Raw genomic sequence first — 13220 nt, 5'->3', positions numbered from 1 at the left:
CTGCCATGCTCCGTAATCTGTTTCCCAAGACCGAAGCCAACTACCGCGAGCTCGACGACGACCTGGTGACGCCGCGCCGAGGCAATCCACTGCCCTTCGACCGATTCTCCCAGTTACTGCCCTACACCGGCTACGACCGCCACAATGAGCTCTTCGTGATCGCCGCGCCCTCGGCGGATCCCAGCGCCATCGAAGGCTTTGGTTTCACGCTCGAGCTTTCCCCGCAGCTTGGCGCCGATCGCGAGATGGCCGCCAACCTGGTCAACCTGTTCAAAGTGGGGCTGCCCGAGAACACCGGCATCCAGGTGCAACTATTCGGCTCACCGGTGTTGGATCACCAGCTCGACGCGGCGCTGGCGTGCACCGTTGGCTCGCCGCAAGCGCCGCAGGGGCAGATTCCGTTGCTGCGCAAGATGTGCGAGCGGCGCAATGCCTTCTATCGCAAGGGCGCGCGCACAGAGCTGTTTCCCAATACCAACTTCCGCATGCGCGACTTCCGCGCCAACCTGAGTGTGGTCATTCCCGCCAAAAGCCTGAAGGACGAGATGGCCAGGCGCAATGCGGTCACGGCGCGTCAGAGCGTCATCAATACGCTCGCTCAGTACTACCTCTACGGCCACACCTGGGACCCGGAGGACCTGATCAACTGGTGCGCGCTGCTGCTCAACCCGCAGCGCACGCTGGCCGGCGATCACGCGTGGCTGTCCTACGATCCGGGCCGCGCATTGCGCGACCAGATCATCGCGGCTGACACGGCTGCCGCGGAAAGCTCGGACGACATCCTGTACACCGGCGGTGGCGTGCCGCCGGTCGGCATGCGTGCCATGTCAGTACGCAACTACCGCAAGCGCCTGACGCTGGCGCACATGGGAGCCCTGCTAGGTAGCGCAACCTCGGATGCGGTTTCCTATCCTTGCCCGTTCCTTGTCACCTTCGGGTGCAGCATCCCGAACGTGGAGAGTGAGAAGCAGAAGACCCAGCTGCTGGCCGCTCGCGCCCAGCAGAAGGCCGATTCGCCGCTCGCCAAGTGGCTGCCACGGCTGCACGACGTCAATGCCGACTGGAAGCTAGCCCAGGCGGCGTTCGATCGCGGCAGCGGCACCCTGAAGGTCTACCACCAGCTGCTGCTGTTCGCACCACCCGAGGAACTCGCCAACGCCGAGCAGTCCGCGCGCTCGATCTGGCGCACGATCAACTGCGAACTGGTGGTCGACAGCAAGATGCAGAAGCAGGCGCTGCTCTCAGCGTTGCCGATGATGTACGGGCCGCTGCTGCAGGGCGACCTGCGCAAGACCGGGCGCTGCACCACGAAGACCATGGAGAACGCGGCCAACATGATGCCAGTGCTGGCGGAGTGGACTGGCACTGATCCACGCGAACTCAACGGTATTCAGCAGGCGGTGCTCACCCTTTTTGGGCGGCGGGGCCAGATGATGGGCATCGACATCTTCGCCAACCCGTCAGGCAACTATAACGGCATCGTGGTGGGCAAGTCCGGTTCGGGCAAGTCGAACTTCCTGAACGAGCTACTGCAGCGCACGCTGGCCGTGGGCGGCCGAGCCTGGGTGATCGATGTCGGCGGCTCCTACGAGAAGCTAGCTGGCACATTGGGCGGGCAGTACATCCGTTTCACGAACGACTCGGGTCTCAGCCTGAATCCGTTCTGGATGGTCAACACGGAGAACGAGGAAGAACAGCAGGAAGACCTGCAGATGCTCAAGCTCGCCGTCGGCCAGATGATCTCTCCGTCACGCCCGCTCACCGACTACGAAGATCGGCAACTGCGCATCGCGATCGATCAGCTGTGGCTTGACCAGGGCAAGCTGGCCACCGTCACGCAACTTGCCGAATACCTCAGGAAGAACTGCGCCAATGGCGGATCGACTGAGACCACGGGCTACGGCGGCACGCCCGACCCGGCACTGTGCGACCCGCGGATTCGTGACATGGGGGTGCAGCTCTATCCCTTCACCGAAGACGGGCCCTATGGCCGGTTCTTCCACGGCCCGGCCAATGTGCGCTTTGACGCGAACTTCATCGTGCTGGAGCTCGAGGAGCTGGCCTCCCGGCCAGACCTGCAAGCCGTGGTCATGATGATGCTGATGTATCGCATCACGCAGGGCATGTATCTCGCCCGGCGCGACCAGCCCAAGCTTGCGGTGATCGACGAAGCCTGGGACCTGATGAGCAGCGGCAACTCCGGAGATTTCATCGAAAAGGGCTACCGGCGCGCACGCAAGTACGGTGGGGGCTTTTTCACCGCCACGCAGTCGATCGCGGACTACTACAAGTCCGAGACTTCGCGCGCGGCCTTTGAGAACGCCGACTGGATGTTCCTGCTCAGTCAGAAGGCCGAGTCGATCAATCAGCTGGTCAAGTCGGACAAGCTGGAGCTCGACGAGTACACCAAGGGGCTACTCAAGAGCGTCAAGACGGTACACGGCAAGTATGCGGAGATCTTCATCAAGGCCGGAGACCTGCCGCCGGCCGTGGGCCGACTGTATCTGGATCCGTATTCCCTTGTCACGTTCTCCACCCAGCCGGCGGACTTCCAGGCGGTACGCGACTTGCGTGCGCAGGGCCTGTCCACCGACGAGGCGATCGAGGCTGTGCTGGCCGCACGCGAGGCCGCTGGCCAGGCGCTCTACGTACCGCCGACATTCGACGAAGAGGACGAGTACCTGGAGGAGATGCAATGACCCGGCGCCGCACGGCCAGCCGGCTGCTAGTGGCCGCGATCCTGGTGTCCGCCAGCTTGTCGGCCTTGATGGTCGCCGGGGCCACCTGGTGGGCCCGTCAGCATCAGCCTCGTATGGCGACCGTCGACCTGCAGGCCGTCCTGGATGCAAAACGGGCGAGCTTCGCGGAGCGCATCACCCGTCCGAATATGACTGACCGGGACCGGGAAGCCGCGCTTGCGGAGACGAGCGACGTGGGCACGCAAATGAGCGCGGCGCTCAGGGCGCTGCAGGCCGAGTGCGGCTGCATTCTGCTGACCCGTGCCGCCGTTATCGGCGCCTATGCCGAGGTCGAAGACATGACGCCCGCGCTAATGGCCCGGCTGGGCATGTCGGTGCAGGCCGTGGCCAACGCCCGTATCAAGCTCGAGGAGCGGATGCAGACCAAGGAGGGGGCACCATGAATATCCCTACCGCAAAGATTGCCAGGTGCGGCCATGCCCTGGCGCCGATGATGGCGAAACACTTCGGGCGCTGGTGGTGGGCCTGGGCGTTGATCCTGATCACAGGCGGACAGATCGGTAGCCGGTGGGCGCTACATGTGAACTTGTCCAACAGCATAGCGGATTGCAACGTGTTCCTGGTGACCAAAGCCGATAGGCAGATTGCGCGTGGCAGTCTGGTGGAGTTCGCGTGGCCGGGCGGTGGACCGTACCCCGCCGGTGTGCGTTTCATCAAGATCGTCAGGGGCATGCCGGGCGACATGGTGACCACGCAGGGGCGCGATTACTTCATCAACGGCGTCTACGTCGGCACGGCCAAGTTCAGCACAGCGCGGGGCGAGGTGCTGGAGATGGGGCCGACCGGGCGCATTCCGCCTGGGCGCTTCTTCGTCTGGACACCACACCCGGACTCGCTCGATTCGCGCTATGCACTTACCGGCTGGGTCAACTACGGGCAGGTCGTCGGCACTGCGCGCAAGCTCTTCTGAGGGGAGGAACGATGCGAGCTCTCCACCTTGTGGTCCTCATGATGACGTTGCATGTTGTGCCGGCGTGCGCGGCTGATGCTCTCGGTCCGACCTATCCCATCATCGAGCCGGATCTCTTGCAAGAGATCCAACGCAACCTGGCGGACAAGGCGCGCTCGGGCGACCTGGCGCGTCTGCAGCGCGAGGCAGTCGCGCGCTCAGAACACGCGATGCGCAACCCGAAGCCGGCCCAGGGTGTGGTACGCACCGTCACGCCGCGAACCTACTACTATGACCCGACATTGGTAGCCGGACGGCCTATCGCCGGACCCGGTGGCGAAATCCTGGTGCAGGCTGGCCAGCGCTTCAATCCCCTCGACCAGGTGGCGATGCGCCAGCAACTGGTGTTCTTCGATGCCCGCGATGCGGGCCAGGTCGCGCTGGTGGCCAGGATGATGGCGGATTCGCGCTCGCCCAGCAAGCCGATCCTGGTCAATGGCGACTACCTTGCACTGCAAAGACACTGGCGGCGTCAGGTCTTCTATGACCAGTCAGGGGCGCTTGTGCGCAAGCTCGGCATCCGCCAGGTACCCGCCGTCGTGCGCCAGGATGGAAAACGCCTGCGCATAGAGGAGGTCTTGCCATGATTGCACGGCTATTTTTGTCGCTGGCGCTCGTGCTGGCTTGCGCAGGGGCGCGTGCGCAGCAAGGCAGCAACCCCACCTGCGTAGGGAAGTTCCTCAACCCGATCACCGATATCTGCTGGTCCTGCATCCTGCCGCTCAAGATTGGCGACATGACCATGATGCGCGATGGCCAGGAAGACAACGGCACTTCGGGCAGTCCGTTTTGCTGGTGCTCGGGTAGCGACGGGACGTTGGCTCGCGCCGGTGTCAGCATGTCGTTCTGGGAGCCGGTGCGCACGGTCGAGGTGGTACGCCGCCCATTTTGCTTCCCCTCGTTGGGCGGCGTCATGCTCGATCCAGGGATCGATGCGCCTGCGCACGGACGCATTGGCGAGGGCAAGGCCCAGCCGGCCACCTCCTTCTACCAGGTGCATTGGTATATGAACCCCATCCTGTTCTGGCTGGAAATCCTGCTAGATAACCCGTGCCTGGAGCAGAACGTGTTCGACCTGGCGTATTTCACCGAGGTCGATCCGCTGTGGGGGGACTCCGAACTGACGTTCATCCTCAATCCGGAGGTGGCACTCTTCACCTCACCGCTGGCGCAGGCTGCCTGCGCCGCCGACTGTGTCGCGGCCACGGCCGGCTTCCCGCTCTCGGAGCTGTTCTGGTGCGCGGGCTGTCAGGGCGGCATGTATCCGCTCAACGGCTGGGTGTCGACCCATATCGGCGGGGTGCAGGCATCGCAATTGTTGGGTCAGCGTTTCACCAACAAGATGCATCGCGAAGGGCTCATCTGGTCCGCCAGCGGCAAGGACGGGACCTGCGGTTATGTGATGCAGCCGCTGATGGACAAGCGCAACTACAAGACCAGCATGACCTATCCATCGCGCCAGACCGACAAGATCAACGGGCGCTGCTGCCAGCCGTTCGGCCGCTCCACCATCCTGTGGGGCGCAGGCAAATCGTTTCCGTACCGCGGCGAGGATTACGCGTACATCCTGTACCGCAAACGCGACTGTTGCATGGGGGCTTTTTAATGCGCATACGCATTCTCATGGCGGGCCTGATGGCTTGCACTGCCGCAGTCGCTCAGCACACCTTGCCGGCGGATGCCGCATTGGAAGGCGCCATGTCGGCTGCGCAACTGCGCGCCCAGTCGGTGCTGCAGGCGATGCCGGATCCGGCCACGGGCGCCGTCAACGTGCCGGACCTGCGGACCAGGTCGGCACAGCCGATGCCCGATCCTGCGGCGCTTGCCCGGCGCTACCAGTCTAGCCGGGCACCGGCACCGGCGGAGCGGAGGTATCCCGTGATGGTATTTGCCTCACTGTCGATGCCCGAGGCCACACTCAAGCGCATTGGCGAGCAAGCTCGCCGTGCCGGCGCCGCGGTGATTTTCCGGGGCTTGCGCTACGGGATGGGGCAGGGTAACTGGAAGCGCTCGGTCGATGCCATGAAGCCGGTGGCCGACACTGGCGCCGTGGTGCTGATCGACCCTCGCCAGTTCGAACGCTTCGATATCCGCACCGTACCTGCCGTGGTGGTCTCGCTCAACGCCCTGGAGGACTGCGCCGAGGGCGCGTGTGCCAATCGTTCGGCACGGGTGGACGGGGATGTCAGCCTGGACTACGCGCTGGAGCGGGTCGCCGCGCGTAAGGATGGCGTCGGGCAAATCGCACGGCAGGTGCTGGGTCAATTGCGAGGGGAGAGGCCATGACGGAGCGCTATCGACGAAGGCGTGCCGGGCGTCTGATGCGCTGGCGTCTCCTTCCGGTGATGATCGGCATGGCAATCACCCTCACCACGCTTGCGGCGGCGCGTGCCGCCGACGTGACGCCGGCGCAAGCGGATGGTATTGCGCGTGGCCTGGGCGATCTGCTCATCGATGGACTGTTCCAGCGCATCACGACACCGAATGCGCAGCAAACCGTTCCCGGCTATACCAATGCGGCGCAGCCATCCGACTATTACCAGGGTGGACAGGGGCAGCTCAATGCGCCTGGCGCTTCCCGCGTGCAGGGCTGCGCGGGGATGAGCGACACCGAATGCCAGGCAGTCAACCTGCTCAAGAATCGGCCCCAGATCGCACCGCAGTTCCACATCGACCGCAGCGATCCACTGCTGGTGCGGTACCGCGCGCTCTATGGCAACCCGGGCAGTCAGCTCGGCGACCTGAACCAACTCGTCAGTGGCGAATCGGCCTGCCGCACTGACACGGTCACACTGCCAGCGCAGCACGAAAGCCGTGTCTGCAACGACTACGCTGTGACACGCAATGATGCCTGCGTCCTGGGGCGCAAGGTTGAAGTCGACGCAGACCATCTGTACCGCTGCCTGGAATCGATCCAGAATCAAGCGCAACGCACCTGCACGGTCGGGCGTGTGATCCAGGTCAGTCCCGAGTACAACTATCAGTGCAGTCGGACGCTGAAGGCCGAGCAAACCATGACTTGCGGCAAGCAACTGATCGTGACGGCCGTCACCAACTGGCAGCAGCAGCCAGGCTGCTCGCCCGGACAGCTGGTTGTCGATCTCGGCGGGCGGCCTGGCTCGGGCTCCAACTCTGTGGGCCGTGTGTACTGTGGCAGCGACGGCAGCAGCTTGCGCTTCGAGACGGGGGCCTCTCCCAACCAGAGGTACTACCTCCGGCCAGGATGCAACGCGAACGTCCATACGCCGATGGACGGGGGCTCCGGCTCGGGATGGTGGTGCGCCACCGCAAGCCGGAATACCTGCAACAGCTTTTGTGCCAGTTCCCATCTCAGCATTTCGTGCAGTGGAGGCTGGTGCACAGCGTCAATCCAGACCAGCGGCAACCTGTCGAACTATCGTGGCTCCGCTGGCTTCACACAGCCCACGGTCTGGAAGCCGGTAGTGGGATTCGTGGATAGCTGGGACAACCAGTGCCGTAGCCTGGAGGCGCGGCAATGAATCGCCTCCTGCGTGCCATGCTAGGGGTATTGCTGGCGGCCACACTCTTCCAGGCCTGGGCAGGGGACTGCCGCAAGACCGCCGAATACTGTGTCGATTCGGGCACCAAGTATGTGAGCGGCTACGCCGTGCATCGGGATTGCTGGCGTTACGAGTCCCGGTTCACTTGCGAGGTCAGCAGTCCCGCGAACTACTGCAGTGCGATCGCGGCCGTCCCCGGCTGCTTCCAGGTGGGCTCTCAGTGCACCCAGGTTGGCTCCAGCGGTGCCTGCATTCGCTACGCTGACACGTATCGTTGTGGCCAGTCCGTCGCGCCGCCAGCGGGGGTCGTCCAGCTCGACAATACCTACACCGTGTCGACCGACATCATCGATCGCAGCCAATGCGAGAGCGTGGAAGCGAACAAGTCATGCCAGCGATCCGAAAGAGTCTGCGTGGAGCCGGGTGGCACACGCGTGATCAACGGGCTGTCGGTGACGAAGGACTGTTGGCAATGGGAAGAGCGCTACGCTTGCATCACCCAGGAGTACAAAAACTACTGCGAGCCGCTCGAGAACAAGACTGACTGCAAGGAGGTGGCCCGCACCTGTACATCGCAAGCCTGGGACGGCAGTTGCAATGCTTACCAGGTGGATTACAACTGCGATGCCAAGGCGGGCGAGCCGCTGCCGGAACATGTGGCGCATCTGGATAGCAGCTACACGATCATCAACGACATGATCGACAAGTCGCAATGCGAGCAGTACGCGAACAACCGGAACTGCACCTTCGCGGGCCGGCGTTGCACGGACCCAGGCGGCACGCGCAACATCAACGGGCTCGACGTGACCAAGGACTGCTGGGCCTGGACGGACGACTACGTATGCGCTGACACCACGTTGAAGTCGGATTGCGGCGACCTCAAACAGAACAAGGCCTGCGCGCTCAATAGTAGTACCTGCCTCGACACGCTTCCGGCAGGGCAGTGCGGGTTGCGGGAGCATCTCTACACCTGCCTGACCCAAGCCGAGCAAACCACTGACCGCCAGGTCTGTGGCGACCAGATCTGCGTGGGCGGGCGTTGCGAGACCCATATTCCGGCGGCGGATAGGGACTTCGGACGGGTGATCAGTGGTCTGGAGGCACAACGCCAGGTTGGCATGTACCTGGATCCGGCCACGCTAAAGATCTTCGGGGGCGAGAAAAGCAGTTGTACCAAGAAGATCGGCGGCATGGTTGACTGCTGCAAAGCCACCACCAAAGGCGGCAATTCCAGCAACAGCATGATGAACCAAGCCGCCCGGACGGGCGTCAAGTACATCGCTGGCGAAGCGGTCAAGACAGTGGGTTCGGCGTATCTGTTCGACGCGCTATCCAGCACTGGCATGGGCACCAATGCGCTGAACTTCTTCGGCATCACCAAGGGCTATTCGTTTGGGGACACGCCATTCAGCTTCTACGGCTTGTCCTGGTCACCCATGACAGGCTTTGCCTTTGATCCCTACAGTCTCGCCTTCCAGGTCGCGATACAGGTCGTGACGCAGTACATGCAGTGCAAGGAGGGTGACAACCTGCTTGCCATGCGCAAGGGGCAGGGTCTCTGCACCCGGGTGGGCTCGTATTGCGGCAGCAAGCAACTGGGCGTCTGCCTGGAGAAGAAGGAAGGCTACTGCTGCTTTAACTCGAAGCTCTCCCGGATTATCAACGAGCAGGGGCGCCCACAACTGGGTAAGGGCTGGGGCGACCCCGCCAACCCGGATTGCTCGGGGTTCCTGATTGACGAATTCACCCAACTGGACTTCGGGACGATGAACCTGGAGGAGTTCTACCAGGACGTCATACCCAAGGATCAGGACAAGGGGGCGATTGTGGACAGGATGCACAAGCGCACCAGAACCGCCGTGCAACGGTCTAGTTCCAATCCATGACGACAACTCACCCACTATCGGGAGGCTTGATGAAACTGCTGCAGAACAGAACGAATTGGGCGCTGCTCGCTTACATCGTGATGGTGATTGCGTGTGCGTTGCTTGGATCTTACCTTCTGGCAGCGTGCTTGTTTGGCGTCGCTGTGTGGCTGCATCGCTACGACCGCACCCTGGTTCGCCGCATGGAAGACGGTGATGCAACGAACTGGGAGCTTCGCGTGCGCGGTGTCAAGGTTGGCGTGGTATCGGACGCAGACTATGCCGCCGTGCAACGGAATGCGTTGCATGATCTCCGCAACGCGGCCGCGCAGTTTGCCAGCGCTGTGGGTGCGGTCCTGCGCGCTGCCGGGAGATCGATATCGGCTACTACGGTTTGGGCGCCTTTAGGCGGGCTAGCGCTGATCGCCTGGGAGCCGGGGGTTCTCTTGAGCGCGATGAAGGCGCTGAACAACGCTAGTCCCGACGACATTTCGGAAGCCGCTCGAGCGGCGTTGTATCTGATCGTGGTGCTGTCGTTGATCACGGCGGGCATTGCGATGGCTGCCGGTGTGCGCTTTGGATTCGTGAATCGATACGCCGAGGCGGTTGCGCGCACGCTTTGCCAGCGCTGCGGCGTGCCGGCGGATGGGGACATTGTGCTAAAGGAGTTGATCGAATGATCGTCCGTCGAATCCTGCTCGCCGCAACGTTGGCGTGGGCGACGGCGGCGCACACGGCCGAGCCGCTGTCCGATGCCATCAAGCGCGCTCTCACGGCAAGTCCGGTGGACGTGGAGGTGTCGGGCGAGGAGATCGACACGCTGCGCCGACAGATTCAGGCGCCGCGCATCCTCGCCCACATCGAACCCATCCGCGACCTGGGCGGGGCGTGCAAGCGGCTGCGCACCACGCTCAGCGCGCCGGTGGCTGTCGATGCGGCTGGGATGCGCAGGCCGTTCTCCTGGTCATTCGAGATGAACCTGTGCCCTGACGGCGCGCCTCCGCCGGCAAGAGGGGGGATGGCGCAATGAGGCCAGTGATGCTCAAGCTTCAGCAACGGGGCGCGGCCGTCCTGCGCCAGCTGGGTCGCTTTGTGATCCTGTATGTGTGCATTGCCATGCCGATCACGCTTGTTGGGATGCTGATCTACCTGTGGGGCAACCTTGTCGGCGGGGACTTGGGCGGGGCACTCTCCCTGGCGTACGTGGGCGCCGGCGTTTTCGTCCTGGGCCACTGGCTGCGCGTGCCGTTCCCTTACGTGGAGCCGCGCCTGAGCTTGCGTGGCGTCCTGATGATAGCGGCGCAGTTGTTGGCCTGGCCTTGGGTGGCAGTGCCGGAGGTCGGGAGGCGTCTACGGAACGGAGAGGATCTTAAGCTGCGTCCTTTCCGTCCACGCGCCAAGGCCCGCCCGGTGGCAATGCGGCCGCTGTATCGCGAGCCGATGACCTGGAACGAACACGCGGCATTTGCAGTTGGACTGCTCATCTACTTCTTTCCCTGTTTCGTGAGTAGTTGCGGATTGCCGCTGGGAGTTGCCGTGTTCTTCGGCGGGGAGCGGCTCCTGCCACTCTCCTGTGGTGCGCTCTACATGCTGGCAGGGCCGGTGGTGCTATGGGATCGGCTCAGGCTGCGCTGCACCTTCATCGAGACGGAATACACCCTCGGAGGCGCGATCGACGATTGCTGCCAACTCATGTTCTGGCCGTTGGTAGCCCTAGTGCATCTACTCAAACGGAGCTGGCGATGAGACTTTCCAAGCTACTGGGCGTGCTGGTGCTCGCGATGACGATGGCCATGGCGGCGACTGGCCACGCGCGGGGCGAGGTCCAGGCCGGACAGGCGGAATCTGCCATGGAGGTGGCGGCCCCTGACGATCCGGCCCCGGTTCCGGGCGCCTGGTGGGAGACCGACATCTGGAGCCGCGTCGACCGCGGGTTCACCTGGTATCCGCCAGATGACCCTCCCGCGAGGCGCAAGAAGGCGCCGCCGGTGGCGCCCATCGTACCGCTGTCTGATTTCGATTCGACCAAGGCCATCAACAAGCACTACGAGGCGCTCAAGGACATTGCTGTCATCAATCCGACTGAGCGCAACGTCTACGCCTTTCATAAGTTCAAGGCTGAGATGCTGGATCAGTCGCAGCGCTTCACCGCGGTGTCCCAGCGCGTGGTCTGGCAAAGCCCTGATATCGACTTCAACAACATCAACCCCTTCGTTAGCTTTGCGCAGACCGATATCCGCAATGCGAGCTACCAGGGCGAGCGCGACCAGGTCGCTGCGATCGCGCAGGAGTACGGGCTGCTGTTTTTCTACCGCAGCGACTGCAGCTATTGCCATATCCAGGCCCCGGTGCTGGCCGATCTTACGCAGCGTTTTGGGATCCAGGTAATCCCGGTGAGCCTGGACGGCGGACCGATCCCCGGCTTTGCCAACTGGCGCCCCGACAATGGCATCGCCAGGCGGGTGTCGGCTGGGCGCGGGATCGAGGTGACCCCCACGCTCTACCTGGTCTCGCGCCGCACGCAGGAGGCCATCATGCTTGGTTCCGGAGTGATGGGCCAGGACGATATCGTGCGCCGCATCCTGGTGTTCAAGACTCGCAGTGTGGACCAGCAGTTTGACCCGCGGCTCTCCGTTGGCCGCCCCAGCACACAGAGGTAATCCATGGCAAGACTGGCCAAGAAGATCATCGCCTGCGCGGTAGCGCTCGCCATGCAGGCAAACCTGGTGCACGCCGGCTTCATGGAAGACTACTTCAACAGCGCCGGCGCGGCTTCGACCTCTGCCTCGGCCGGCTTCGTGCACGGGCGGGACGTGGATGTGGTCACTGGGGGGAGCTTCACCTTCCGCTCGCCCAACCGGGACTTCCAGCCCTTCTATGTAACGCCGCCCAATCTGAAGGCGGGCTGTGGCGGGATCGACATCTTCCTGGGTGCCTTTGGCATTGCGAACAAGCAGGAGATGATCAACTTCCTGCGCAATGTCGGGCAGAACGCCGCTGGCCTCGCCTTCTCGCTGGCGCTGCAGTCGATGGCGCCCGACCTGATGGCGCAGATCCGCGAATGGTCGGGCGACATCCAGAGCTGGACCCGGCAATTCCGGAACTCTTGTGACGCGGCCAAGACCCTGCTGGCACAGTCCGGCGCGGGCGACTGGATCGCGCAGAACGCGTTCCAGGCGGGCCAGGCGCTGGGGACGCGCGGTGACTATACCGATGCACAGCAGCGCATCACCTCGATGGCGGAGGTCAAGAAGAATGTGGCCGACGTGCTCAATACCGATGGGGCAAAGCTCGATGGATTCGAGCTCAACCTGACTTGGGCCCTCCTGAGCAATGGGAAGTTCAGCGGCTATTCGCAGGGGCTGACGGTTGAACATGAGAAGGAGCTGATCCTAGCGCTGTTTGGCACCACCATCATGCGGGCCAAGGGCGGGACGAACAGCTCCGACCCGGACGACGTGATCGTGGCCGAGTCCCGGCCGCCACTCTACGACGGCGAGAAGGCTCTTGTCGAATTCCTGGGGCTGCCCAATGCCCCCAGCACCCAGGTGCGCTATTACCGGTGCGACGATCAATCCAAGTGCATGCAGCCAACGGCCACCGACTCCCTGGAGGTTGGCTTTGCAAAAGTGATCCGCGACAAGGCACTGCGGATCCGCGACGGCATCCGTGCCCGCAATGCCTATGGCGGGCCGCCGAGTCTGGATGAGGATATCCAGATGCTGCGCAATACATCCGGGCTGCCGATCTACCGGCTGATCGAAGCGTCGGCTTACCAGAAGTATCCTGGCGTGTCCGAGACGCTCTTGATGTCCTACTGCGACGCGATGGCCGTCGAACTGGTGTCCCACTACATCCACGATATGGCGGCCAACCTCGACAAGGTAGCGGGGACGGCCGAGATATCCGGTCCCGGCGGCAAGGTCAAGCTCAAGCACGTAGAGTATCTGCGCGCCCGGGCTTTCGTGTTGACCCATCAGGCGGCGGAAGCGCGCAAGGCCGTCTACGCGGTCATCTCAGCCCAGACGGGCGTCATGACCCAGTTGCTGCACGTGGAGAAGGCGCTATACGGCAATCTCTCTGCTGACGTCGCGGCAAACCTGCGATTCGGTCAGCCTTGATGGAA

Annotated in this window: 13 protein-coding genes; all 13 read left to right on the top strand. The window is 63.3% G+C overall.

The window, feature by feature from the left end:
- Positions 1 to 5: 5 nt before the first annotated feature.
- Entirely contained in the window at positions 6 to 2699 is a 2694-nt protein-coding gene (traC, locus tag AC1RQC_RS35810; protein ID WP_492886234.1) for a type IV secretion system protein TraC, read from the top strand.
- Positions 2696 to 3142, top strand: a complete 447-nt coding sequence (locus tag AC1RQC_RS35805) for a hypothetical protein (RefSeq protein ID WP_492886232.1) — start codon at positions 2696 to 2698, stop codon at positions 3140 to 3142. Before traC ends, AC1RQC_RS35805 begins: the two co-directional genes overlap by 4 nt.
- Positions 3139 to 3669, top strand: a complete 531-nt coding sequence (locus AC1RQC_RS35800; RefSeq protein ID WP_492886230.1) for a S26 family signal peptidase — start codon at positions 3139 to 3141, stop codon at positions 3667 to 3669. Before AC1RQC_RS35805 ends, AC1RQC_RS35800 begins: the two co-directional genes overlap by 4 nt.
- 11 nt (positions 3670 to 3680) lie before the next feature.
- Positions 3681 to 4295, top strand: a complete 615-nt coding sequence (gene traW, locus AC1RQC_RS35795; RefSeq protein WP_492886228.1) for a type-F conjugative transfer system protein TraW — start codon at positions 3681 to 3683, stop codon at positions 4293 to 4295.
- A complete protein-coding gene (gene traU, locus AC1RQC_RS35790; protein WP_492886226.1) occupies positions 4292 to 5314 on the top strand; it encodes a conjugal transfer pilus assembly protein TraU in 1023 nt (340 codons plus the stop codon). Before traW ends, traU begins: the two co-directional genes overlap by 4 nt.
- Entirely contained in the window at positions 5314 to 5994 is a 681-nt protein-coding gene (gene trbC / locus AC1RQC_RS35785; RefSeq protein WP_492886224.1) for a type-F conjugative transfer system pilin assembly protein TrbC, read from the top strand. Before traU ends, trbC begins: the two co-directional genes overlap by 1 nt.
- A 68-nt stretch (positions 5995 to 6062) precedes the next feature.
- The gene (locus tag AC1RQC_RS35780) at positions 6063 to 7208 is read left to right on the top strand and encodes a hypothetical protein (RefSeq protein ID WP_492886222.1); all 1146 of its coding nucleotides are present in this window, start codon (positions 6063 to 6065) and stop codon (positions 7206 to 7208) included.
- Positions 7205 to 9115, top strand: coding sequence for a conjugal transfer protein TraN (locus AC1RQC_RS35775; RefSeq protein ID WP_492886221.1), 1911 nt, complete (start codon positions 7205 to 7207; stop codon positions 9113 to 9115). The genes AC1RQC_RS35780 and AC1RQC_RS35775 overlap by 4 nt, the downstream gene beginning before the upstream one ends.
- Before the next feature lie 29 nt (positions 9116 to 9144).
- Positions 9145 to 9774, top strand: a complete 630-nt coding sequence (locus tag AC1RQC_RS35770) for a hypothetical protein (RefSeq protein ID WP_492886219.1) — start codon at positions 9145 to 9147, stop codon at positions 9772 to 9774.
- Entirely contained in the window at positions 9771 to 10124 is a 354-nt protein-coding gene (locus AC1RQC_RS35765) for a hypothetical protein (protein ID WP_492886217.1), read from the top strand. Before AC1RQC_RS35770 ends, AC1RQC_RS35765 begins: the two co-directional genes overlap by 4 nt.
- A gap of 8 nt (positions 10125 to 10132) precedes the next feature.
- On the top strand, positions 10133 to 10840 hold the full coding sequence (locus AC1RQC_RS35760; RefSeq protein ID WP_492886215.1) for a hypothetical protein: 708 nt from the start codon (positions 10133 to 10135) through the stop codon (positions 10838 to 10840).
- Entirely contained in the window at positions 10837 to 11754 is a 918-nt protein-coding gene (locus AC1RQC_RS35755; RefSeq protein ID WP_492886213.1) for a conjugal transfer protein TraF, read from the top strand. The genes AC1RQC_RS35760 and AC1RQC_RS35755 overlap by 4 nt, the downstream gene beginning before the upstream one ends.
- A gap of 3 nt (positions 11755 to 11757) precedes the next feature.
- Positions 11758 to 13215, top strand: coding sequence for a conjugal transfer protein TraH (locus AC1RQC_RS35750; protein ID WP_492886211.1), 1458 nt, complete (start codon positions 11758 to 11760; stop codon positions 13213 to 13215).
- The last annotated feature ends 5 nt before the right edge of the window (positions 13216 to 13220 follow it).

It is taken from the genome of Cupriavidus sp. GW822-FHT03E04 (genome assembly GCF_058801495.1).
The sequence above is the reverse complement of the archived record's forward strand: the minus strand, read 5'-3'. Positions and strand labels throughout refer to the sequence as shown.

Excerpts from the sequence above, each read along its gene's own strand:
- traC (WP_492886234.1), top strand. The coding sequence starts at position 6 with ATGCTCCGTAATCTGTTTCCCAAGACCGAAGCCAACTACCGCGAGCTC.
- AC1RQC_RS35805 (WP_492886232.1), top strand. The coding sequence starts at position 2,696 with ATGACCCGGCGCCGCACGGCCAGCCGGCTGCTAGTGGCCGCGATCCTG.
- AC1RQC_RS35800 (WP_492886230.1), top strand. The coding sequence starts at position 3,139 with ATGAATATCCCTACCGCAAAGATTGCCAGGTGCGGCCATGCCCTGGCG.
- traW (WP_492886228.1), top strand. The coding sequence starts at position 3,681 with ATGCGAGCTCTCCACCTTGTGGTCCTCATGATGACGTTGCATGTTGTG.
- traU (WP_492886226.1), top strand. The coding sequence starts at position 4,292 with ATGATTGCACGGCTATTTTTGTCGCTGGCGCTCGTGCTGGCTTGCGCA.
- trbC (WP_492886224.1), top strand. The coding sequence starts at position 5,314 with ATGCGCATACGCATTCTCATGGCGGGCCTGATGGCTTGCACTGCCGCA.
- AC1RQC_RS35780 (WP_492886222.1), top strand. The coding sequence starts at position 6,063 with ATGGCAATCACCCTCACCACGCTTGCGGCGGCGCGTGCCGCCGACGTG.
- AC1RQC_RS35775 (WP_492886221.1), top strand. The coding sequence starts at position 7,205 with ATGAATCGCCTCCTGCGTGCCATGCTAGGGGTATTGCTGGCGGCCACA.
- AC1RQC_RS35770 (WP_492886219.1), top strand. The coding sequence starts at position 9,145 with ATGAAACTGCTGCAGAACAGAACGAATTGGGCGCTGCTCGCTTACATC.
- AC1RQC_RS35765 (WP_492886217.1), top strand. The coding sequence starts at position 9,771 with ATGATCGTCCGTCGAATCCTGCTCGCCGCAACGTTGGCGTGGGCGACG.
- AC1RQC_RS35760 (WP_492886215.1), top strand. The coding sequence starts at position 10,133 with ATGCTCAAGCTTCAGCAACGGGGCGCGGCCGTCCTGCGCCAGCTGGGT.
- AC1RQC_RS35755 (WP_492886213.1), top strand. The coding sequence starts at position 10,837 with ATGAGACTTTCCAAGCTACTGGGCGTGCTGGTGCTCGCGATGACGATG.
- AC1RQC_RS35750 (WP_492886211.1), top strand. The coding sequence starts at position 11,758 with ATGGCAAGACTGGCCAAGAAGATCATCGCCTGCGCGGTAGCGCTCGCC.